Source organism: Oceanimonas sp. AH20CE76 (assembly GCF_039654065.1).
GTDB lineage: Bacteria > Pseudomonadota > Gammaproteobacteria > Enterobacterales > Aeromonadaceae > Oceanimonas > Oceanimonas smirnovii.
In genome coordinates, this window is record NZ_CP155481.1 from 2,555,001 (window position 1) to 2,575,704 (window position 20,704).

At 55.2% G+C, this 20,704-nt stretch carries 21 protein-coding genes (1 of these 21 running past the window's edge); 11 read left to right on the forward strand and 10 right to left on the reverse strand.

Translation table 11 applies throughout. The annotated features are described in order from the left end of the window. The 4 genes in view from rapA to N2M06_RS12490 are tightly spaced (at most 32 nt apart) and all read left to right on the forward strand, a layout consistent with a single transcriptional unit that may run on beyond the window. A protein-coding gene (gene rapA / locus N2M06_RS12475; RefSeq protein ID WP_346350922.1) for an RNA polymerase-associated protein RapA crosses the window boundary here: on the forward strand, positions 1-1,598 show its 3' portion. The gene continues 1,276 nt to the left of window position 1, outside the view; only the last 1,598 of its 2,874 coding nucleotides appear in the window; the start codon falls outside the window, past its left edge; its stop codon occupies positions 1,596-1,598. Positions 1,599-1,621: 23 nt separating this feature from the next. Further along, a complete protein-coding gene (locus tag N2M06_RS12480; RefSeq protein WP_211212447.1) occupies positions 1,622-2,281 on the forward strand; it encodes an RluA family pseudouridine synthase in 660 nt (219 codons plus the stop codon). A gap of 32 nt (positions 2,282-2,313) precedes the next feature. Next, the gene (locus tag N2M06_RS12485) at positions 2,314-3,081 is read left to right on the forward strand and encodes a DUF3530 family protein (RefSeq protein ID WP_317073879.1); all 768 of its coding nucleotides are present in this window, start codon (positions 2,314-2,316) and stop codon (positions 3,079-3,081) included. Continuing rightward, a complete protein-coding gene (locus N2M06_RS12490) occupies positions 3,014-3,964 on the forward strand; it encodes a D-2-hydroxyacid dehydrogenase (RefSeq protein ID WP_317073878.1) in 951 nt (316 codons plus the stop codon). The genes N2M06_RS12485 and N2M06_RS12490 overlap by 68 nt, the downstream gene beginning before the upstream one ends. A gap of 73 nt (positions 3,965-4,037) precedes the next feature. Here the strand turns inward: N2M06_RS12490 and djlA are convergent, their stop codons facing one another. Next, positions 4,038-4,835: a co-chaperone DjlA gene (gene djlA / locus N2M06_RS12495; protein WP_346350923.1), complete on the reverse strand. Its 798-nt coding sequence runs from the start codon at positions 4,833-4,835 to the stop codon at positions 4,038-4,040. A gap of 236 nt (positions 4,836-5,071) precedes the next feature. Here djlA and lptD point away from each other — a divergent pair, with 236 nt between their 5' ends. From lptD to N2M06_RS12525, 6 genes are read left to right on the forward strand one after another with little or no spacing between them, the layout of a single operon-like run. Continuing rightward, on the forward strand, positions 5,072-7,456 hold the full coding sequence (gene lptD / locus N2M06_RS12500; protein ID WP_346350924.1) for an LPS assembly protein LptD: 2,385 nt from the start codon (positions 5,072-5,074) through the stop codon (positions 7,454-7,456). Between the two features lie 24 nt (positions 7,457-7,480). Then, on the forward strand, positions 7,481-8,782 hold the full coding sequence (surA, locus tag N2M06_RS12505) for a peptidylprolyl isomerase SurA (RefSeq protein WP_346350925.1): 1,302 nt from the start codon (positions 7,481-7,483) through the stop codon (positions 8,780-8,782). Positions 8,783-8,796: 14 nt separating this feature from the next. Further along, positions 8,797-9,786, forward strand: coding sequence for a 4-hydroxythreonine-4-phosphate dehydrogenase PdxA (gene pdxA, locus N2M06_RS12510; protein WP_026344870.1), 990 nt, complete (start codon positions 8,797-8,799; stop codon positions 9,784-9,786). Continuing rightward, a complete protein-coding gene (rsmA, locus tag N2M06_RS12515; protein WP_019935316.1) occupies positions 9,779-10,588 on the forward strand; it encodes a 16S rRNA (adenine(1518)-N(6)/adenine(1519)-N(6))-dimethyltransferase RsmA in 810 nt (269 codons plus the stop codon). The genes pdxA and rsmA overlap by 8 nt, the downstream gene beginning before the upstream one ends. Then, on the forward strand, positions 10,588-10,962 hold the full coding sequence (apaG, locus tag N2M06_RS12520) for a Co2+/Mg2+ efflux protein ApaG (RefSeq protein WP_019935315.1): 375 nt from the start codon (positions 10,588-10,590) through the stop codon (positions 10,960-10,962). The genes rsmA and apaG overlap by 1 nt, the downstream gene beginning before the upstream one ends. Beyond that, positions 10,962-11,777 (forward strand): symmetrical bis(5'-nucleosyl)-tetraphosphatase, encoded by an 816-nt coding sequence (locus tag N2M06_RS12525; RefSeq protein WP_346350926.1) that lies wholly within the window; start codon positions 10,962-10,964, stop codon positions 11,775-11,777. Before apaG ends, N2M06_RS12525 begins: the two co-directional genes overlap by 1 nt. A gap of 7 nt (positions 11,778-11,784) precedes the next feature. Here the strand turns inward: N2M06_RS12525 and folA are convergent, their stop codons facing one another. From folA to rplU, 4 genes are all read right to left on the reverse strand, one after another. After that, complete coding sequence (gene folA / locus N2M06_RS12530) at positions 11,785-12,270, reverse strand: type 3 dihydrofolate reductase (RefSeq protein ID WP_346350927.1); 486 nt, start codon at positions 12,268-12,270, stop codon at positions 11,785-11,787. A gap of 9 nt (positions 12,271-12,279) precedes the next feature. After that, on the reverse strand, positions 12,280-13,437 hold the full coding sequence (gene cgtA / locus N2M06_RS12535) for an Obg family GTPase CgtA (protein ID WP_019935312.1): 1,158 nt from the start codon (positions 13,435-13,437) through the stop codon (positions 12,280-12,282). Between the two features lie 116 nt (positions 13,438-13,553). Further along, entirely contained in the window at positions 13,554-13,811 is a 258-nt protein-coding gene (rpmA, locus tag N2M06_RS12540; protein ID WP_019935311.1) for a 50S ribosomal protein L27, read from the reverse strand. Positions 13,812-13,828: 17 nt separating this feature from the next. Further along, entirely contained in the window at positions 13,829-14,140 is a 312-nt protein-coding gene (gene rplU / locus N2M06_RS12545) for a 50S ribosomal protein L21 (RefSeq protein ID WP_019935310.1), read from the reverse strand. A 237-nt stretch (positions 14,141-14,377) separates the two neighbouring features. Here rplU and ispB point away from each other — a divergent pair, with 237 nt between their 5' ends. After that, the gene (ispB, locus tag N2M06_RS12550; protein ID WP_019935309.1) at positions 14,378-15,352 is read left to right on the forward strand and encodes an octaprenyl diphosphate synthase; all 975 of its coding nucleotides are present in this window, start codon (positions 14,378-14,380) and stop codon (positions 15,350-15,352) included. A gap of 160 nt (positions 15,353-15,512) precedes the next feature. Here the strand turns inward: ispB and N2M06_RS12555 are convergent, their stop codons facing one another. The 5 genes from N2M06_RS12555 to hfq all read right to left on the reverse strand — a co-directional run bounded on the left by N2M06_RS12555 (position 15,513) and on the right by hfq (position 20,678). After that, a complete protein-coding gene (locus tag N2M06_RS12555; protein WP_019935308.1) occupies positions 15,513-16,811 on the reverse strand; it encodes an adenylosuccinate synthase in 1,299 nt (432 codons plus the stop codon). 145 nt (positions 16,812-16,956) lie between these two features. Continuing rightward, on the reverse strand, positions 16,957-17,841 hold the full coding sequence (hflC, locus tag N2M06_RS12560; RefSeq protein ID WP_019935307.1) for a protease modulator HflC: 885 nt from the start codon (positions 17,839-17,841) through the stop codon (positions 16,957-16,959). A 3-nt stretch (positions 17,842-17,844) separates the two neighbouring features. Further along, positions 17,845-19,017 carry an FtsH protease activity modulator HflK gene (hflK, locus tag N2M06_RS12565; RefSeq protein ID WP_019935306.1) on the reverse strand — a complete coding sequence of 391 codons (1,173 nt, stop codon included), beginning with the start codon at positions 19,015-19,017 and terminating at the stop codon, positions 17,845-17,847. Between the two features lie 62 nt (positions 19,018-19,079). After that, positions 19,080-20,366 carry a ribosome rescue GTPase HflX gene (hflX, locus tag N2M06_RS12570; RefSeq protein WP_019935305.1) on the reverse strand — a complete coding sequence of 429 codons (1,287 nt, stop codon included), beginning with the start codon at positions 20,364-20,366 and terminating at the stop codon, positions 19,080-19,082. 42 nt (positions 20,367-20,408) lie between these two features. Beyond that, entirely contained in the window at positions 20,409-20,678 is a 270-nt protein-coding gene (gene hfq, locus N2M06_RS12575; RefSeq protein ID WP_019935304.1) for an RNA chaperone Hfq, read from the reverse strand. Between the last annotated feature and the right edge of the window lie 26 nt (positions 20,679-20,704).

Sequence of the window (20,704 nt, forward strand, 5' to 3'; positions counted from 1 at the left end):
ATCCTCTGCCTCTGCCCAGCCAATATCAGACTGCCATTCGCGTGGCCAGTATGATGGGAAGCCATCAGGATAATGCCGCTCAGGCGTTACAAGCCCTGTATCCGGAAGAGATCTACCGCCAGTTTGAAGGCGGCGACAGCAGCTGGACCCAGTTCGACAGCCGGGTTGAATGGCTGCTTGAGTTTCTTAAGGAAAACCGCAATAACAAGATTCTGATTATCACCGCCAAGGCGGGGGTGGCTCTTGCACTGGAAGAAATACTGCGCACCAGGGAAGGCATTCGCGGAACCGTATTCCATGAAGGTATGTCATTACTGGAACGGGATAAGGCAGCCGCCTACTTTGCTCAGCAGGAAGGCGGTGCTCAGGTGATGATCTGCTCCGAAATTGGCTCGGAAGGCCGTAATTTCCAGTTCTCTCATCAGCTGGTGCTGTTTGACCTGCCCCTGAACCCGGATCTGCTGGAGCAGCGTATCGGTCGTCTGGATCGTATTGGCCAGCAGCATGATATCGATATTCATGTGCCCTATCTGGAAGGCACCGCCCAGCAGGCGCTGACCCTCTGGTATGAGCAGGGTATGGATGCGTTCAGCAAGCCCAACGCCGTAGGCCAGCCGGTTTATCAGCAAATGTCCGAGCGCTTGCTGGAAATTCTGGCTGGTCATGGTCAGGATACCGACGCCCTGAATCAGTTGATTGCCGATACTCAGATCATGACACGCAAGCTGATTGATCAGATGGAACAAGGCCGTGACCGGCTGCTTGAGCTCAATTCCAGCGGCACCTTTACTCATCAGGATCTGGCGGCTCAACTGGCCGAAAAAGACGACGATCCGACGCTGGCCATTTTTGCCATCAAGCTGTTTGATGAAGTGGGCATTCATCAGGACGACAAGGGTGAAAATGCCATTGTGCTGCGCCCCACCGAGCAGATGCTGATCCCTAGCTTCCCAGCCCTGCCCGAAGATGGCACCAGCATCACGTTTGATCGGCATACCGCTCTGGGCCGGGACGATCTGCAATTTGTAAGCTGGGATCATCCCATGATCCGCGGCGGCATCGATCTGGTGCTGGGATCCGAAATAGGCACCACCTCTGTGGCCATTCTCAAGAATAAGGCGCTGCCGGTAGGCACTCAGTTTGTAGAGCTGATTTTTGTGGCCGAATCGGCTCATCATACTCAGCTCTACCGCTTTTTACCGCCCGCTCCCATTCGTCTGCTGCTGGATAAAAACGGTAATAACCTGGCTGATAAAGTCAGCTTTGAGGCCTTTGACAAACAACTCAGCCCCATTAACCGCCATCTGGGCAGCAAACTGGTGAACGCATCACAGAGCTTTATTCATCAGCAACTGCAGCTGGCCACACCGGTGGCCGAACAACAGATGGAGCAGCTGGTAGAAGCCGCCCGCACTCGCATGCATGAGTCCATGGAGCAGGAACTGACCCGACTTCAGCAGCTGGCCAAGGTAAACCCGAACGTACGGCAGAGTGAAATTGATCATGTTGTGGAGCTGAAAGCCGAACTGGATAATCTGCTCAGCCATACCCGCTTAAAGCTGGATGCAATTCGGTTTATTGTGGTAAGTCATCAATAAGGATACTGAGCCAGACCATGGTATTGCTGCATTATGATCCGCCGGCGGATCCACCTTTTGAAATATTGTACCGGGACGACAGCATTATTGTACTGAACAAGCCCAGTGGTTTGCTGAGTGTTCCCGGACGGGATCCGGTGCACTTTGACAGCCTGTCGCTCAGGGTATCCCGCGTGTTTCCGACGGTGCAGGTAGTGCACCGGCTGGATATGGCCACATCGGGCGTGATTGTGATGGCGCTGAACCCCAAGGCACACCGGGAGATGAGCCGTCAGTTTCGCGAGCGGGAAACTGAAAAACGCTACTATGCCTGGGTATATGGCCGGCCGGACGAAGACAAGGGCAGCGTGGATCTGCCCCTGTGCTGCGACTGGCCCAACCGCCCCCGGCATATGGTGAATCATGAACAGGGCAAGGCGGCGCTCACGCACTGGCGCTGCCTGCGTCGTGAAAACCACCGCAGCCTGATGGAACTGACTCCCGTAACCGGTCGATCCCATCAGCTTCGGGTGCATATGCTGAGCCTGGGTCATCCCATACTGGGCGACAATCTCTATGCCGAGGGTGAGGCGCTGGCCATGGCTTCTCAGCTGCAACTGCATGCGGCCTATCTGGCATTCAAACATCCCAGATATAAGCACCGGCTGGAATTTACCGCTCCGGCACCTTTTGAGGTGAGCTGATGAAACGGGCGGCATGGTGCTTGTTAGGCTGCTTGTTCACCTCAACAGCCATGGCGCGCTTTGACTGGAGCGAATATCGGGAATACCAGCCACAAGCTGCCGTGCTACGCTTTGCTGCAGCACGGCCCGAGCCATTGGGCCAGCTGCTGATCTGGCCAGAGCAACAGCAACTGCATCAGTGGCTGGCCATGGCACCATGGTGGCAGGATCGTGGCTGGGAGCTGGTGCTGCTGCTGCCTGATCCTCAGCAGAGCTATTTTGATCCTGCTGCCGAGAAAGTATCCGACGCTCAGCAAACCTGGGTGACCACGCTGGGCGAACGCCTGGCTCCCATATTTGAGCGCCAGCCCGAACTTCCCCAGGTGGTGCTGACCCAGGGCAGCGCTTCTCTCTGGTATCAGCAACTGATACAAACCGGCACCCTGCCGGCTCCCAGCGGCCTTATGGTATTGAATGCCACTCCTTCTGATAAAGCCACCCAGCAAATGCTGGCTATGAGTCTGTCACGCTCCGACTGGCCGGTGCTGGACTTGTTCAGCACACGGCAGCCGGTTTCTTTGCTTAATCAGAAGCTGCGCCGCCATGCCAGTGCCCGCGAACAAGCCGATTATGAATCGATTACCATTCACTCACCGCTTTTTTCAAGCCGTATTATGGCCGCCTGGATAACGCGTCATGGCTGGATGCCTCTGCCTCCGGGCGCACCAGATTTTTTAAAAGGAGTAACCCCCAATGAAACTGGTCTTTCTCGATCGCAAGACACTGGCTCCGGACGTGAAGCTGCGCCGGCCAAACCTTGATCATCACTGGCAGGATTATGCCGACACCACTCCCGAGCAGGTGATTGAGCGATTGCAGCACGCCGATGTGGCCATCGTAAACAAAGTGCATATCAGCGCCGATGTCATTGCCAGATTGCCCTCATTAAAGCTGGTGGCACTGGCCGCCACTGGCAGTGATAATATCGATCTCAACGCTTGCCGCAACGCCGGCATTGCCGTGTGCAATATCCGTAATTATTCCGAGAGCGCCGTGCCTGAACATGCACTGTCACTGATGATGGCGCTCAGCCGTAACCTGTATGCGTATCGTCAGTCTGTAGAGCATGGTCGTTGGCAGCAATCGGGACAGTTTTGTTATTTCGACTATTCAGTTCGTGATCTGAAAGGCCAGACGTTGGGACTGATTGGTTATGGTACGATTGCCAGAGATCTGGAGCGGCTGGCCAAGGCGCTGGGTATGAAGGTGATCGTTGCCGCCCGTAAGGGTCAGCCGGCAGGCCATGGCCGCCTGCCGTTTGAACAGGTCATTGAAACGGCCGATGTGATCAGCCTGCATTGCCCGCTGAACAAGGATACTCATCATGTCATCAGCGAGCGGGAGTTTGCCATGATGAAGCCTGATGCTCTGCTGATTAACGTGGGCCGCGGCGGCCTGGTGGATGAAGAAGCGCTGCTGAACGCACTGCGGGAACAGCGCATCGGCGGTGCCGGCTTTGATGTGGTCAGCGCCGAGCCGCCGCCCGCCGATCATCCGCTGATGCAGGCGCTGCAATACCCCAACTTTATCCTGACACCGCACATCGCCTGGGCCAGCCATGATTCCATGCAGCGACTGGCAGATCAGCTGATTGATAATATCGAAGCATTTGCTCAAGGGCGGAAGCAGAACAGGCTGGTTTAACAGCAGGAATTGGTGAATAGGGACCGGGGATTAGGGAAATCGAACCCCTGCTCCCAAATCCCTATTCCCTTTTTCAGCGAATATTACGGGCGGTTTTAATGGTTTCCCAGGCCTGTTGTATGTCCTGGGCTTTTTCTTTGGCCATTTCCATCATTTCTTTGGGCAGCCCCTGAGCCACCAGCTTGTCGGGGTGGTGTTTGGACATTTGCCGGCGGTAGGCGCGCTTTACCGTGGCATCGTCCGCGCTGTCTTCCACTTCCAGAATACGGTAGGCATCGCGCAGTCTGTCCTTGGCCGGAGGCGGAGTAAAGCCGCCGGCACGGCCTTCGCGATACATATGCAGCTGGGCTTCAGCAAAGGCCAGTAACTGCTCCAGTTCCTGAGCAGAAAAGCCAAGTTCAGTGGCAATGGTGTGCAGCAGCCGGCGCTCCGCCGGGTGCAGCTCGCCGTCGGCAAACACCAGCTGCAGCTGCACTTCCATAAAAAAGCGCAGCAGATTGCGGCTGTCCCGGGTACGCGCCCGAAACCGGCGCAGGGTTTCTGTTAACGGAAAGTCGCTTTCCTTGCCATCACGAAAAGCCTGTTGTGCCTCAGCTTTTTGATCCGGACGCAGACGCATCTGTACCATCAGCTGCTCGGCAAGCCGGATTTCTTCACTGGTCACCCGACCACTGGACTTGGCGAGATGCCCCATGGTGGCAAAAGTGGCATAAAGAAATTCCTGCTGGGCATCTTTTACAAAGCCCCAGGCGTTGGCCAGCTTTTTGTCAGCCAGATGGCCCAGCCACAAACCCAACAGGGCACCGGGTACATTGCCAATCAAAAACCCGAGCAGGCAGCCAATTATTTTACCTTTAATATGTGAAAGCATTCAGCGGGACTCCCACAGGAAAATGGTCAGGGTTCGGGCAAAAGCAATAGCGGTGGCAAACAAAGGTAGTGTCATAAGGTCGGCGGATAAAAATATTTGTAGTCGGGGCCGGCATAGAGCTGGCAGCGAGAATGCTTTATCATAGCCCGCTACCATAAAAGAATGACACCAAAAGCTCAACCAGCCCGCAGGATCACGGGCGGTGTCGCCAACACCAGGAACGAGAGCATCACCTCATGAAAAAACGGATTATCGGCCTTCCCCTGCTGTTTGCATCCGGTCTGGCTCAGGCACAGGTTGCCGGCACGGCTCCTTTTGATGAGCAAGACAAGGATGCCAATCCTATTTCTTTCAGCCGTTGTTTCAGCCATGTGCCACTGCGGGTGGAAGGACAAACCGATGCCAATGCTCCCATTACTGTTACTGCCGATGTACTTAATGCCACCAGAGACGGCAAAATTCTCTATCAGGGCAATGTAGAGGTGCTGCAGGGGCAGCGACGCTTTAGCAGTGATTATATGGAGCTGGAGCAGCAAAGCCGGGATGTCATGGCGACGGGCAATATTCAGCTGACTGACGGCACCATCACAGTAAAAAGCGATAGTACCCTGACCGGTAATCTGACCACTAAAGACAGCCAGCTTGATCAGGCTCGCTATCAGCTGCACGGCGACCCGGGCCGGGGTACAGCCCGCAAGGTCACATTGAACAATCAAAAAGGTGAAGTTGATCTGCAAGGGGCCAGTTACACCACCTGCCCGCCCGGTGAAGAAGCATGGCAGCTGAAAGCAAGCACCGTCTCTGTGGAGCAGGATGAAGTTTTTGGTGAAGCCTGGAATGCCGTGCTGTGGGCAGGTAATGTGCCTGTTTTTTACTTTCCTTATATCAAGTTTCCGGTAAAAGACGAACGTCAGAGCGGTTTTCTGTATCCCTCTTTCGATATCAGCAGCAGTAATGGCACCGATATCCGTTTGCCTTATTACCTGAACATTGCGCCTAACTACGATGCCACCGTTACACCTCGCTATATGGAAAAGCGGGGCACCATGGCGCAGCTGGAGTTTCGCTATTTACCCACTCAGGGCCAGAGTGGTGTGCTTTATGGCGAATTTCTGCCTGAAGACAAAAAGCAGGCCAATGATCCGGCGCTGGCTGCTGAAGAATGGCAGAATGATGCTCGCTGGCTGTTCAGCTGGCAGCATAATGCCCGTTTTGACAGAGCAGGCCACTGGCGGGGTAATGTCAACTACACTCAGGTCGCCAGCTGGGATAAGAGCTACCTGGATGACTTTGATCCGCCAGTAGGCACAGTGGTGGATGATCAGCTGATGCAGTCACTCAACGGCGGTTATTATGACCGGCACTGGCAGCTGACCACAGAAGTCCGTGATTATCAGATTTTGAAATCGGAATCGGAACTGCCTACTCAGCCCTTTCAGCTGATGCCGTCACTGACACTCAACAGCTACCGTGGTTTTGGCGATTTTGATGCGGCACTGGATGCCGAGCTGGCGCGCTTTGAAAACAGCGATAAGCAAGCTTACCAGGCCACACGCTTTCATATTGAACCGCGTATTATTTATTCATTGATTGATCAGCCCGGCGTCCAGCTGAAGGCAGATGCAGGCGCCTATTACACTCACTATGAGCAGGATATACCCAATACCCTTGGCGCTCATTACCGCGATACATGGGGATTTGATGAAAACAGCCTGGACTCCAGTGCCGACCGGCTGTTACCTCGTCTGCGCCTGAACGGCAGCCTGGTGTTTGACCGCCGGGCACGCTGGTTTGAGCAGGATTTCACGCAGACCCTAGAGCCGCAAATTCAGTATTTGTATGTGCCCTACGACGATCAGGATCATATTGGCCTGTATGACAGCACCACCATGCGCCAGGACTATTACAGCCTGTTCAGCGATCGACGTTTTGCCGGCCTGGACCGCATCAGTGATGCCAACCAGCTGACCGCCGGCTTTACCAGCCGTATTTATGATAATGCCGGCACCGAACGCCTTCGTCTGGCACTGGCGCAGACCTTTAACTTCACAGCGCCACGAGTGAAACTGTTTCCCAGTGAACAACTGGATAAAACCAAGCGCTCCTTTCTCACCTTTGAAGGTGATCTTAACCTCGACAACAACTGGTTTGTTCACGCTGAGGCGCAGCAGGACACCCGCAACCATCAGCTGGCGGCCGGTAATATTACCCTGGAATATAACGAGCAGGGCAAACTGGCCCAGCTGGGCTTTCGTCACCTGAGTTCAGGTTACTTCTCCGATAGTATTAGCCAGGATCTCAACCAGATAGGTGGTACGGTATTCTGGCCACTGGCACCGCAATGGGGATTTATTGGCGCTTATTACCGGGATATTGAACTCCATCGTAATCTCGATAGTCTGATTGGACTGCGCTACGACTCCTGCTGCTGGGCAGTAAGCCTGGTATGGGAGCAATGGCAGAAAGAAGACAAACTGCGTACTCCTGCTGAAGCCAACCAGGAAACCAGCATAGGACTGCGCTTTGAGCTGAAAGGCTTCAGCTCGCTGGGCACAGGCAGTAAATTTGAGCCGGGTACCGAGCTGCTGCCCTATTATCGCCCCTTTAACTTAAACAACTGATTTTCATTGCGCACAGGATTTGTCATGAACCAAAGATGCAAGAATTTACTGATGGCCGCCGGACTGGGCTTGCTGTCATTTAGCGGTCATGCCGCGCCACAGGTACTGGACAAAACCGTGGCTCAGGTCAATAACGATGTGGTACTGGAAAGCCAGCTTGATGCGCTGGTAAAGCAGGTTAGTAGCGGTGCCAACGCTGCTGGCCAGCCTCTGCCCGATCTGCAGAGTTTACGTAAACAGGCTCTTGAGCGCCTGATCCTGGAAAGTCTGCAACTACAGCTGGCTGAGCGCCTGGGATTACGTATTACCGATACTCAGCTGGAGCAGGCATTGGTAAATATTGCCAAAGGTGAAGGTAAAACCCTTGAGCAGCTACAAGCGGACACTGCGGCCAATGGCCAGAGCTGGCCTGCGTTCAGAGAGCAGATCCGTAACGAAATTCTGATGAGTGAGCTGGCCCGCAATCAGGTACGCCGGCGAATTAATATCTCTGATCAGGAAGTCAAACAGGTAGTACAAATGATTCGGGAGCAGGGCCAGAGCAATGCCCGCTACCGGGTGGGCAACATTTTGCTGCCCCTGCCCGCCAATCCCAGCAGCGAACAACTGCGTCAGGCCGACAGCCAGGCAAAACAGCTGCTGGCGCAACTGAAAAATGGTGCCGATTTTCGTAAATTGGCCATCGCCCACAGCGCCGGTCCCAAAGCGCTTGAAGGTGGCGACTGGGGCATGATGACCATGGGCGAAATGCCGTCTCTGTTCAGCGAGGCGGTGAGAAATCATGCAAAAGGTGATATTATCGGCCCCATCCGCTCCGGTGCCGGCCTGCATATTCTGACGGTTCTGGATATGGAAGGCAGCCAGCAACAAACGGTGCAGGCACTGGAAGTGCGCGCCCGGCATATTCTGATCAAGCCATCGGTTATTCTGAGTGAAGAAAAAGCACAATCCATGCTTGAAGACTTTGCCCGCTCCATTCGCAATGGTGATGCCACCATGGCCCAGCTGGCCGAGCAACACTCTGATGATACCGGCTCTGCCGTGAATGGCGGTGATCTGGGCTGGGCTTCTCCGGAGCTATATGTCAGCAGCTTTCGTGACACCGTCACTCAGCTGCAACCTGGCGAGCTGAGCGCACCGTTTCGCTCTGAGCATGGCTGGCATCTGGTGCGTCTGGAAGACAAGCGTGTGCAGGATGCCACCGAGCAGGCCACCGAACAGCGGGCCTATCAACTGATTTTCAATCGTCGCTTTAACGAAGAAGTACAGACCTGGCTCGATGAGCTCAAGGATCAGGCTTATATACGTATTGTCGACACTCAATAACTTAATGGTGACTCGTGAGTTGTAAACGCATAGCCATCACCCCCGGAGAGCCCGCTGGCATAGGCCCGGAGCTGATGCTGGCGCTGGCCGACCTGGACTGGCCGGCCGAGCTGGTAGTAATTGCCGACCCGGAGCTGATTAAAGCCCGGGCTGAACTGTTGGGCCGGGATATCACCCTGCTTACCTATGATCCACAGGCTGAACCCAGGCCACAAATGGCCGGCACCCTGACAGTAGCACCGGTTAAAATGGCCAGACCCGCCACTCCTGGCGTGCTGGATGAAGCCAACGGCCTTTATGTGCTGGAAACCCTGAAACGGGCATCCGACGGCAACATGACCGGCGAGTTTGATGCGGTGGTAACCGGCCCGGTCAACAAGGGTATTATCAACAAGGCCGGCGTGTCTTTCAGTGGCCACACCGAGTTTTTTGCCCAGCAGGCCAATGTGCCTGATGTGGTCATGCTGCTGGCCACCCCCGGACTGAGAGTCGCCCAGGTGACTACTCATATTCCGCTGGCTTATGTGTCAAAAGCCATTACCCATGAGCGTCTGACCAAAATTACCCGCATTCTGCATGCCGAGCTGAAAAGCAAATTTGGCATTGCAAGCCCGCGTATTTATGTGTGTGGCCTGAACCCCCACGCCGGAGAAGACGGGCACCTTGGGCGGGAAGAAATTGATGTCATTATTCCTGCCCTGAACGAACTGCGTGAAGAAGGCATGGATTTGGTTGGCCCGCTCTCGGCCGATACCGTATTCAATGAAAAATACATGAAAGATGCCGATGCCTTTCTCGCCATGTATCACGACCAGGGTCTGCCGGTGCTGAAATACATCGGCTTTGGCAAGGCCGTTAACATTACCCTGGGACTGCCCTTTATTCGTACTTCGGTCGATCACGGCACTGCCCTGGAGCTGGCCGGCACCGACCAGATTGACGCGGGCAGCATGCTGTGCGCACTAAACCAAGCCATTGAGATGATAGAAAAACGCGATGAATAGCAAGGTCCACCAAGGCCACAAGGCCCGTAAACGTTTTGGTCAGAACTTTTTGCACGATGATTACACCATCGATCAGATAGTCAATGCCATTCATCCGTCCGACGACTTTACCATGGTCGAAATCGGTCCTGGTCTGGGTGCGCTTACCGGCCCGGTGTGCGAGCGTATTGAACGCCTGAATGTTGTCGAGCTGGACCGGGACCTGGCTGCCCGTCTGGCAACCCACCCCTTTCTGAAAGATAAGCTCAATATTCATCAGGCCGACGCCATGAAGTTTGACTTCAGCAGCCTGTGCGAACCCGGCAAAAAACTGAAAATTTTCGGTAACCTGCCTTACAACATCTCCACCCAGCTGATGTTCCATTTATTTGAGTTCTCGGCACTGGTGCAGGACATGCACTTTATGCTGCAAAAGGAAGTGGTGAACCGGCTCGCTGCCGGTCCGGGCAGCAAGGCCTATGGCCGTCTCAGTGTGATGGCGCAATATTACTGTGAAGTCGTCCCCGTGCTGGAAGTGGGACCGGAGGCCTTCAAGCCTGCGCCCAAGGTGGACTCGGCGGTAGTGCGGCTGCTGCCATTTGAGACACCGCCGCATCCGGCTCAGAGCCTCAAGGATCTTTCCCGGATCACCGCAGATGCGTTTGGTCAGCGCCGCAAGACCATTCGTAACAGCCTGAGCCACCTGTTTACTGCGGACGAGATCACTGCCCTGGGCCTGGATCCTTCCACTCGTCCGGAGCAGCTGACCCTGGCGCAATACGTTACGCTGGCCAATGCCCTGTCACAAAAGAAGGAGTCCTGATGTCTGCTGCTGCCATTCATATTACTCCGGTGCCCCGCTATCTTGCGGATCGTTCGTCGCCGGAAGATGAGCATTATGTATTTGCCTATACCATCACCATTGACAACCAAAGTGATGAAACCGTTACGCTGATCAGCCGGCGCTGGTTGATCACTGATGCCAACGGCAAACGTATTGAAGTGGAAGGCAGTGGTGTGGTGGGCGAACAGCCCGCCATTGCAGCGGGGGATGATTATACCTATACCAGTGGTGTGAGCCTGGAGACACCGGTGGGCGTGATGGAAGGCTTTTATACCCTGCGCCGGGATGACGGCAGCGAGTTTGAGGCCCCCATAGCTCCCTTTCGTCTGGCCCAGCCGAATCTGATCAACTGATGGCCACCTATATTGTCGGCGATCTGCAGGGATGCCTGAGCGAGCTGAACCAGTTACTGGCCGGCGTGGGCTTTACTCCGTCCCGGGATCAGCTCTGGCTGACCGGTGATCTGGTGGCACGGGGGCCAGACTCCCTGGGTTGTCTGCGCCGGGTCATGGCCCTGGGCAATGCCGCCACCACAGTGCTGGGTAATCACGATCTGCATCTGCTGGCGGTTGCTGCCGGCCTGCGCAAGCCCAAGCAAGCAGACAAAGTTCAACGCATTCTGCAGGCTGCCGACAGTACTGACCTACTGTTCTGGCTGCGGCAGCAGCCACTGCTGGCAGAGCACAGCGAACATGGCTTTATAATGACCCATGCCGGTATTCCGCCCCAGTGGTCGGTTGAACAGGCGCGTGCGGCGGCACGATTCGCTGAAACTGAACTGCGTTCTGAGCACTATCTGGATCGATTACGAGATATGTACGGCAACCAGCCGGACCGCTGGCGTGAGGATCTGGACGAACTTGATCAGCTGCGCTTTACCATTAATGCCCTTACCCGTATGCGGCTGTGTTATGCCGATGGCCGGCTGGACTTTGACTTCAAGGAAGGTCTGGACAAGGTGCCGGCAACACTTAAACCCTGGTTTGAGCTGCGCAGTGAACATCAGGATCCGCCGCTGGTGTTTGGTCACTGGGCGGCACTGGAAGGTCAGTGTGACACAGCCGGCATCCATGCGCTGGACACCGGCTGTGTGTGGGGTGGCAGCCTGACGCTGCTGCACTGGGAAACCGGTGAGCGCATCAGCACGCCCTGCCCTGTGCATGCCTGAGTGGTAATTAACCCCGCTCCAGCACCTGAAACCGGCAGTCGTACTCATTGCGCTCATCGGCGGCACGCACCTCTTCACGCACCAGTTTCCACGCTTGCTCATCCAGAGCAGGAAAACGGGTATCACCGTCAATATTGGCTTCTATACGAGTAATATAAAGCCGGTCCGCCAGCGGCAGAAAGGCGGCATAGAGCTGGCCGCCGCCCATGACCATGACCTCTTCGTAACCATTCAGCAGCGCAATGGCTTTTTCAGGAGACGACACCAGCTCAGTGCCGGCCGGTGCCTCTCTCAGCGAGCGGCTGACAATCACATTGCGCCGCCCGGGCAGCGGCCGGCCGATGGACTCATGTGTGTTACGTCCCATGATCACCGGCTTGCCCAGGGTGGTTTGCTTGAAGTAGGCCAGATCCGCCGGCAGGTGCCAAGGCATGTCATTATCCTTGCCGATAATACCGTTTCGAGTCATGGCCACTATCATGGATAACATCATGCTGTCCGCTTACTCCTTGGTGTAGATAACGTGACCGTCATCTTCTTCATCGTCCCAGTCATCATCCTCATCTTCCGCTTCGTGCATGGCTGACTGATGATATTCATCCCACTTGAAGCTGACCGGCTCACGGGCTGCTTCCAGCTCTTCCTGAGTGCGCGGGTGCTCGTCCAGGAAGGCCATCAGTGCCTGAGTCAGCTCACGGGTACCGCTCTTGCTGATGGCGCTCATGCGGTGTACCGGACCCTGCCAGTCAAGCAGCTCGGTGACGCGGGCAATGACTTCTTCGGCCTGCTCGTCATCCACCAGATCCAGCTTGTTAAATACCAGCCAGCGTGGTTTGGCAGCCAGCTCTTCGCTGTATTGATTCAGCTCGTTGACAATAATGTCGGCGTTATCGGCAGGATCCGAGCCGTCAACGGGCAGCACGTCAATAATGTGCAGCAGTATACGGCAGCGTTCCAGATGCTTGAGAAAGCGAATGCCAAGGCCGGCACCATCGGCAGCACCTTCAATCAGACCGGGAATATCTGCCACGACAAAGCTTTTCTGGCCGTCACAACGCACTACCCCCAGGTTGGGCACCAGGGTGGTAAAGGGGTAATCCGCCACCTTGGGCTTGGCTGCCGATACCGAACGGATAAAGGTGGATTTGCCGGCATTGGGCAGGCCCAGCAGACCCACATCAGCCAGCAGCAGCAGCTCCAGCAGCACATTACGGATTTCTCCCGGGGTGCCGTTGGTCTTTTGCCTCGGTGCCCGGTTTACCGAGCTTTTGAAACGGGTGTTACCCAGACCGTGAAAACCGCCCTTGGCCACCAGCAGTTTCTGGCCATGGCGGGTAAGATCGCCGAGGATCTCGCCGGTCATTTCATCCTTGGCACGGGTACCCACGGGCACCGTCAGCACCAGATCCTTACCGCGCTTGCCAGTACAATTGCCGCCCCGGCCATTCTCGCCACGTTCGGCACGATGAAAGCGCTCGAAGTGATAGTCGATCAGGGTGTTGAGGTTTTCGTCGGCCAGCATATACACATCGCCGCCATCGCCGCCGTCACCACCATCGGGGCCGCCTTTGGGAATATACTTCTCCCGGCGAAAGCTTACACAACCATTACCGCCGTCGCCCGCCTCGATGCGGATCTCCGCTTCATCGACAAATTTCATTTCACTGCTCTCCCATTCGTTTTCTGAGCCTGTCTATCCGGCTCTTGCCGAACGTGCCTTTATTAAAGCAAAAAGCCCCGCCGGTTGGCGGGGCTTTTTAAAGTCCTGATCGTAGCTTACTCGGCTACAATGCTGACGAACTTACGGTTCTGAGGACCTTTAACTTCAAACTTCACCTTGCCGTCGGCTTTGGCGAACAGAGTGTGGTCCTTGCCCAGGCCTACGTTGTCGCCGGCATGGAATTTGGTGCCGCGCTGACGAACGATGATGTTGCCCGCCAGGACAGATTCACCACCGTAACGCTTTACACCAAGACGTTTGCTTTCTGAGTCGCGACCGTTACGAGTAGAGCCGCCTGCTTTTTTATGTGCCATGGAACTTAACTCCTCTCTTAGGCGCTGATACCAGTGATTTTCACCTCAGTGAACCACTGACGGTGACCCTGCTGTTTGCGAGAGTGCTTACGACGACGGAACTTAACGATCTTGACTTTTTTGCCACGACCGTGAGTAACTACTTCAGCAGTTACCTTGCCACCATCAACGTAGGGTACACCTACTTTAACGTTTTCACCTTGGGCTACCATCAGCACTTTGTCGAACTCGACAGAAGCGCCGGTTTCTACGTCCAGTTTTTCCAGACGAACAACCTGGCCTTCGGCTACACGGTGCTGTTTTCCGCCGCTTTGGATTACCGCGTACATGATTTTAACTCCGAATATGGCACTTATGCCCGCTGAAGGGCTGTGCACTAAAACTGTTTTACAATGGTCGCGCATTGTACGCAAATTGATCCCCTGAGACAAGGGGAGAGAGCGCAAAAAAATGATGCCCGTCCGCATTGCAGACCATGCCTGCCCGGACAGGTTTATCCCTTTGACGAATCGTGTAAAATCCTAACATTATTGAATTCACACTGCATCGTCCGGCTTATAACTTTTATGGTAGATATTCACAGGATCAAACAACTGACCGAGCAGGACATGCAAGCGGTCAACGAACTCATCATGACCCGCCTGCAGTCAGACGTCAGTCTGATCAATCAGCTGGGATTTTATATTGTCAGCGCCGGCGGCAAACGCATGCGCCCCATGCTCACCGTGCTCAGCGCCCGGGCACTGGGCTACGAAGGCACTGACCACATCAAGCTGGCCGCGCTGCTGGAGTTTATCCATACCTCCACCCTGCTACACGACGATGTGGTAGACGAATCGGACCTGCGCCGGGGCCGGGATACCGCCAATGCGCTGTTCGGTAACGCTGCCAGCGTGCTGGTGGGCGACTTTCTTTATACCCGCTCCTTTCAGATGATGACAGAGCTGAACAGCATGCGCATTATGCAGCTGCTGAGTGAAGCCACCAACGTCATCGCTGAAGGGGAAGTATTGCAGTTAATGAACTGCAATGACCCGGATACTACCGAAGCCAGCTATATGCAGGTGATCTACTGCAAAACCGCCAAGCTGTTTGAGGCAGCGACCCGGCTTGCCGCCGTGCTGACTCATCAGCCTGAAGCCACCGAGCAGGCCATGCTGGATTACGGCAAGTATCTGGGCACAGCGTTTCAGTTAATGGACGATGTGATGGACTATTGCTCCGATGCCAGTGACATGGGCAAAAATGTGGGCGATGACCTGGCAGAGGGCAAGCCCACGCTACCCCTGCTGCGAGCCATGGAAAATGGCACGCCGGCTCAGCGTGAGCGTATTCGTGATGCCATCACTAACCGCACCGGCATGGATCATCTGGATGAGATCATGGCGATTCTGGAGCAGACCCAAGCCCTGGAATATTGTCGCCGGCGCGCCCGGGAAGAAGCGCAGAAAGCCATTGATGCACTGCATGTACTGCCCGACTCCGAGCACAAGGCCGCCCTGATTGATCTGGCCCATATGGCAGTCGAGCGCAGCCGCTGATCTGCAGACTATCGTCACTCCGGGCTTGACCCGGAGTCCATGACTGACGACATCAACGTCTGCAGAATGGGTTCCGGCCTTAGCCGGAATGACCAAAGTGAATCAAACAAAAACGCCGGCTCAGTGAGCCGGCGTTTTTTTATTGCGTGCAGTTTAAAGCTCAGGCTTCAAACGGGTGACGCAGTATCATGGTTTCGGCACGATCCGGGCCAGTAGAGATAATATCTACCGGTACACCGGTCAGCTCTTCAATGCGTTTGATATAATCACGCGCCGCCTGAGGCAGGCCTTCTACCGTGGTCACGCCGAAGGTGTTATCACTCCAGCCGGGCATGGACTCGTATACCGGTGTCACTGTCTCATAGCCTTCAGCAGCCATGGGCGGCACATCCTGCACCGAGCCATCAGGCATCTTGTAGCCGGTACAGATCTTGATCTCGTCAAGACCGTCGAGCACATCAAGCTTGGTCAGGCAGAAGCCGGTAATGGAGTTCACCTGAATGGCGCGCTTCATGGCCACCATATCGAGCCAGCCGGTACGACGTTTGCGGCCGGTAGTAGCACCAAACTCATGCCCCTTCACACCCAGGTGCTGACCGATATCGTCAAACAGCTCTGTAGGGAACGGACCAGAGCCCACGCGAGTGGTGTAGGCCTTGATAATGCCCAGCACATAATCCACATAGCAGGGGCCAAAACCGGAGCCGGTGGCCACGCCGCCGGCGGTGGTGTTGGATGAGGTGACGTAAGGGTAGGTACCGTGATCGATGTCGAGCAGAGTGCCCTGAGCGCCTTCAAACATGATGCGCTCACCACTGCGGCGGGCCTTGTCGAGCAGGTCGGTTACATCAACCACCATGCTGGTCAGCAGCTCGGCGTAGCCTTTGGCCTGCTCCAGTATCTCATCGTAAGATACTTCTTCAACGCCATAGAAACCCTTGAGCTGGAAGTTATAGTATTCCACTACTTCTTTCAGCTTATGGGCAAAGGTGTTCATGTCGAACAAATCACCCACGCGCAGACAGCGACGGGCTACTTTGTCTTCATAAGCAGGGCCGATACCACGCCCGGTGGTGCCAATGGCTTTATTACCACGGGCCTTTTCGCGGGCCTGATCCATGGCAACATGGTAAGGCAGAATAAGCGGGCAGGCTTCGCTCAGTTTCAGGCGTTCCCGCACCGGCACACCACTTTCTTCCAGGCCGGCCATTTCCTTCAGCAAAGCGTCAGGAGACAGCACAACGCCGTTGGCGATGATACAGGTGCAATTGTCGCGCAGGATACCTGAGGGAATGAGATGGAGGACGGTCTTTCTGCCGTCGATAACCAGGGTGTGCCCGGCGTTGTGGCCACCCTGATAACGTACAACATAACGAGCCTTGTCGGTCAGCAGATCGACAACTTTGCCCTTGCCTTCGTCACCCCACTGGGTGCCTAGTACAACAACGTTTTGTCCCATTTTCTCTAACTGTCGAGTTGTTAAAAATGGAGTCTACCAAATTTTGACCAAGGCCGGAACTGCTGGACGGCCGGATTGCTGAAAATATTATCACGCTCAAAAAAAAGCCCGGTTTCCCGGGCTTTTTACTGATTCAGCAGACTGATTAATTGCCTTGCGGATCCTTCAGGAAGCGGAAGAAGTCGCCGTCCGGTTTCAGGATCATCATATCCCCACCCTGCTCAAAGCTCTTGCGGTAGGCTTCAAGGCTACGGATAAAGGTAAAGAACTGCGGATCCGCGGCATAGGCATCAGCATAAATCCTGGCTGCCTCAGCGTCCCCTTCACCACGCAGAGTACGGGAATTACGCTGGGCATCAGCGATCATAATGGTTACCCGACGATCCGCTTCGGCCTTGATGATCTCGGCCTGTTCACGGCCTTCAGAGCGATGCTCACGGGCCACAGCGGTCCGTTCGGCACGCATACGCTGATAGATGGAGTTGGACACCTCGGTAGGCAGGTTGATCTGCTTGATGCGCACATCCACTACTTTGATCCCCAGCTCGGAAGATGACTCCAGCAAGCCTTTCAGCGCGCTTTCCATCACATCACCCCGCTCACCGGACACAATGTCACGAATGGTACGGCTGCCGATCTCCGAACGCAGGCTGTTGTTGATACGACGACGCAGCAGGCTTTCTGCCTGCAGACGATTGCCGCCACCGGTGGCCAGATAATAGGATGCAAAGTTGTCGATACGCCACTTCACGTAGGAATCGATGATCAGATCCTTTTTCTCTGAGGTGACGAAACGATCCACCTGATCATCCAGGGTCTGAATGCGGGCATCCAGCTTGCGCACCTGATCGATCATCGGCACCTTGAAGTGCAGACCCGGCTGGTAAATAACCGGCAGTTCGGAATCCTGCTCGCGCTTGACCTTGCCAAACTGCAGTACTATGCCCCGCTCCCCTTCGGCAACCACAAATACCGAAGAGAAAAGCAGTATCGCCAGCAGGGCCAGCACCACGATTAATACTCTTTTCATCGCTTAGTTTCTCCCTGACGTCGGACGAATGTTGCTTCGGTCGGAGCCGGGTCTGAGCTGACCGCTGTCCTGTCCGGAAGGCACATTGTTGTTGTTCAGATAGTCGGACGTGATCACATTGGGATCCACTCGGGCTTCACGCGTCGCCTGTTGCTCCATCAGCTTATCCAGCGGCAGATATATCAGGCTGTTGCTGCCTTCCGGGGTGTCCACCACTACCTTGTTAACCTTGCTGTAAATCTCTTCCATGGTTTCAAGGTAAATACGCTGACGAGTCAGCTCCGGCTGCAGTTCATACTGGGGCAGCAGTTCACGGAAGCGGGCCACTTCACCTTCAGCACGCAATGCAATTTGCTGCTTGTAAGCTTCGGCCTCCTGCAGCAGGCGCTGAGCCTGACCACGGGCCTTGGGCTCAATTTCCCGGGCATAGGCTTCTGCTTCACGAATAAAGCGCTGTTCGTCTTCCTGAGCGGCGATGGCATCGTCAAAAGCATCCTTCACTTCTTCCGGCGGGCGGGCCGGCAGGAAGTTCAGATCCAGGATCATCAAACCGAGCTGATAGGGATCAATGATCTCTTGCAACAACTCCCGGGTTTCCTGACGTACCCGTTCACGACCCACGGTCAGCACGTCGTCCATGGTGCTGTGGCCCACCACATAGCGCAGGGCACTGTCGAGAGCCTGATGCAAACTGTCGTCGGCATTGGTGACGTTGAACAGGTAGTCACGGGGTTCGATAACGCGGTACTGCACATCCATTTCTACCCGAACCAGGTTTTCATCCCGGGTCAGCATAAAGCCGGATGCCGGCAGTGAACGCACGGTTTCCACATCTACCGGATAGACACGATCAATGAAGGTAGCTTTCCAGCTCAGGCCGGGTTCTACCGTCTGATAGAACTTGCCAAAACGCAGCACCACGCCACGCTGAGCTTCGCCAATGGTGTAGAAACCACTGACTACCCACACGGCCACCGCTATCACCAGCGCCACTATCACTCCAAAAGAGCCGAGGCCACCGCCGCCATTACCAGAGCCGCGACCACCCAGTACTCCTCCCAGTTTTCCGCTCAGGTTGCGGATCACCTTGTCCAGATCCGGCGGGCCCTGATGCTTGCCGTCATTCCCCCAGGGATCACGGTCTTTGCCACCATTTCCAGGCTCATTCCAAGCCATTTGTATCTCCGTCTTTCTGGTTTATGAAATTAACTCTACCAAGCAATGGATCACTCAGGCAATCAATCGCTTATAAAGCTTTCCAGTTGCTCACCTTCCTGTTTGAGCAGCCGGTGCCAGTCAGCTTGCTGCAAACGAATATCCACCACGTATTCACCCTGTTCGCCAAAAGCTTCTGCCACTATGCCGTTAAGCGCATAAAGCCGGCTGCGCAGCCGCGAGGCCGATGGCGGCAACGTCAGTCTGTGTTCGATCAGGGTGCCGGCCAGACGCTCATTCAGTGCTTCTAACAGACCGTCAATACCGAGACCTTGTTGCGCTGATACCCACACTGCCCGCGGACGGCCTTCGTCATCCCGCTCGGTACGGGGTAACGGCTGATCAAGCTTATCGATTTTGTTGTAAACCATGAGTACCGGAATTTCATCGGATTCGATCTGTTCCAGTACCGAGTTTACCTCGTCGATATTGTCCCGCATCTGTTCATCAGCACAGTCCACCACATGCAGCAACAGGTCGGCATCCCGGGTTTCCTGCAGCGTCGCCTTGAAGGCTGCCACCAAATCGTGCGGCAGATGACGAATAAAACCCACTGTATCAGCCAGAATAGCCGGCCCTGCATCGGGCAACTCAATTTTTCGCAAGGTCGGATCCAGAGTGGCAAACAGCTGATCCGCGGCGTATACCCCGGCCTGGGTCAGCCGGTTGAACAGGGTCGACTTGCCGGCGTTGGTATAGCCTACCAGAGACAGGGTAGGAATTTCGTTGCGCTGACGCGCACGCCGGCCCTGCTCCCGCTGGCGGGATACTTTTTCAAGTCGCTTGCGAATATATTTGATGCGCTCTCGCAACAGCCGGCGGTCAGTTTCCAGCTGGGTTTCACCCGGACCACGCAGGCCGATACCGCCCTTCTGTCGCTCCAGGTGGGTCCAGCCACGCACCAGCCGGGTAGATAAATGGCTGAGCTGAGCCAGCTCTACCTGTAATTTGCCTTCATGGGTACGCGCACGCTGAGCAAAAATATCGAGAATAAGACCAGTGCGATCCAGTACCCGGCACTTGACTTCACGCTCCAGGTTACGTTCCTGGGCAGGAGACAGACTGTGATTGAAAATCACCACATCGGCCTGGTGCATTTGCACCAGTGCCGCCAGCTCTTCTACCTTGCCGGTGCCGATAAAGAACTTGGACTGGGGAGCTGCCCGGCTCGAGGTGACCACGGCACAGGTGGTGACTCCTGCTGAATCAGTCAGCAGTTCAAGCTCTTCAAGATCTTCCCGCTCACTGTCGTCAGTGAAATTAATATGCACCAAAATGGCGGACTCACCACCCTGATAACGTTCAAACATAGGGGGTCCTCCGTCTGCCGGCCATCACTAATTCAGCGTAACTCAATCTTGATCCTGCTCACTGTCGGCCTGTTCCTGATGGCTGCCTGACGGTACACTCAGGTGCTGCACCGGACGGGCCGGTACCACGGTAGAGATGGCATGCTTGTACACCATTTGACTGACGGTGTTTTTCAGCAGAATAACGAATTGGTCAAACGACTCTATCTGGCCCTGCAGCTTGATGCCATTGACCAGATAAATAGAGACGGGTACCCGCTCCCGGCGCAGTGCGTTCAGAAACGGATCCTGCAGTGATTGCCCCTTAGCCATTTTTGTTGTCCTTATCTTTTGTAATA

Excerpts from the sequence above, each read along its gene's own strand:
- hfq (WP_019935304.1), bottom strand. The coding sequence starts at position 20,678 with ATGGCTAAGGGGCAATCACTGCAGGATCCGTTTCTGAACGCACTGCGC.
- N2M06_RS12490 (WP_317073878.1), top strand. The coding sequence starts at position 3,014 with ATGAAACTGGTCTTTCTCGATCGCAAGACACTGGCTCCGGACGTGAAG.
- apaG (WP_019935315.1), top strand. The coding sequence starts at position 10,588 with ATGTCTGCTGCTGCCATTCATATTACTCCGGTGCCCCGCTATCTTGCG.
- rsmA (WP_019935316.1), top strand. The coding sequence starts at position 9,779 with ATGAATAGCAAGGTCCACCAAGGCCACAAGGCCCGTAAACGTTTTGGT.
- hflK (WP_019935306.1), bottom strand. The coding sequence starts at position 19,017 with ATGGCTTGGAATGAGCCTGGAAATGGTGGCAAAGACCGTGATCCCTGG.
- rpmA (WP_019935311.1), bottom strand. The coding sequence starts at position 13,811 with ATGGCACATAAAAAAGCAGGCGGCTCTACTCGTAACGGTCGCGACTCA.
- ispB (WP_019935309.1), top strand. The coding sequence starts at position 14,378 with ATGGTAGATATTCACAGGATCAAACAACTGACCGAGCAGGACATGCAA.
- cgtA (WP_019935312.1), bottom strand. The coding sequence starts at position 13,437 with ATGAAATTTGTCGATGAAGCGGAGATCCGCATCGAGGCGGGCGACGGC.
- rplU (WP_019935310.1), bottom strand. The coding sequence starts at position 14,140 with ATGTACGCGGTAATCCAAAGCGGCGGAAAACAGCACCGTGTAGCCGAA.
- hflX (WP_019935305.1), bottom strand. The coding sequence starts at position 20,366 with ATGTTTGAACGTTATCAGGGTGGTGAGTCCGCCATTTTGGTGCATATT.
- folA (WP_346350927.1), bottom strand. The coding sequence starts at position 12,270 with ATGATGTTATCCATGATAGTGGCCATGACTCGAAACGGTATTATCGGC.
- lptD (WP_346350924.1), top strand. The coding sequence starts at position 5,072 with ATGAAAAAACGGATTATCGGCCTTCCCCTGCTGTTTGCATCCGGTCTG.
- djlA (WP_346350923.1), bottom strand. The coding sequence starts at position 4,835 with ATGCTTTCACATATTAAAGGTAAAATAATTGGCTGCCTGCTCGGGTTT.
- surA (WP_346350925.1), top strand. The coding sequence starts at position 7,481 with ATGAACCAAAGATGCAAGAATTTACTGATGGCCGCCGGACTGGGCTTG.
- N2M06_RS12555 (WP_019935308.1), bottom strand. The coding sequence starts at position 16,811 with ATGGGACAAAACGTTGTTGTACTAGGCACCCAGTGGGGTGACGAAGGC.
- hflC (WP_019935307.1), bottom strand. The coding sequence starts at position 17,841 with ATGAAAAGAGTATTAATCGTGGTGCTGGCCCTGCTGGCGATACTGCTT.
- N2M06_RS12525 (WP_346350926.1), top strand. The coding sequence starts at position 10,962 with ATGGCCACCTATATTGTCGGCGATCTGCAGGGATGCCTGAGCGAGCTG.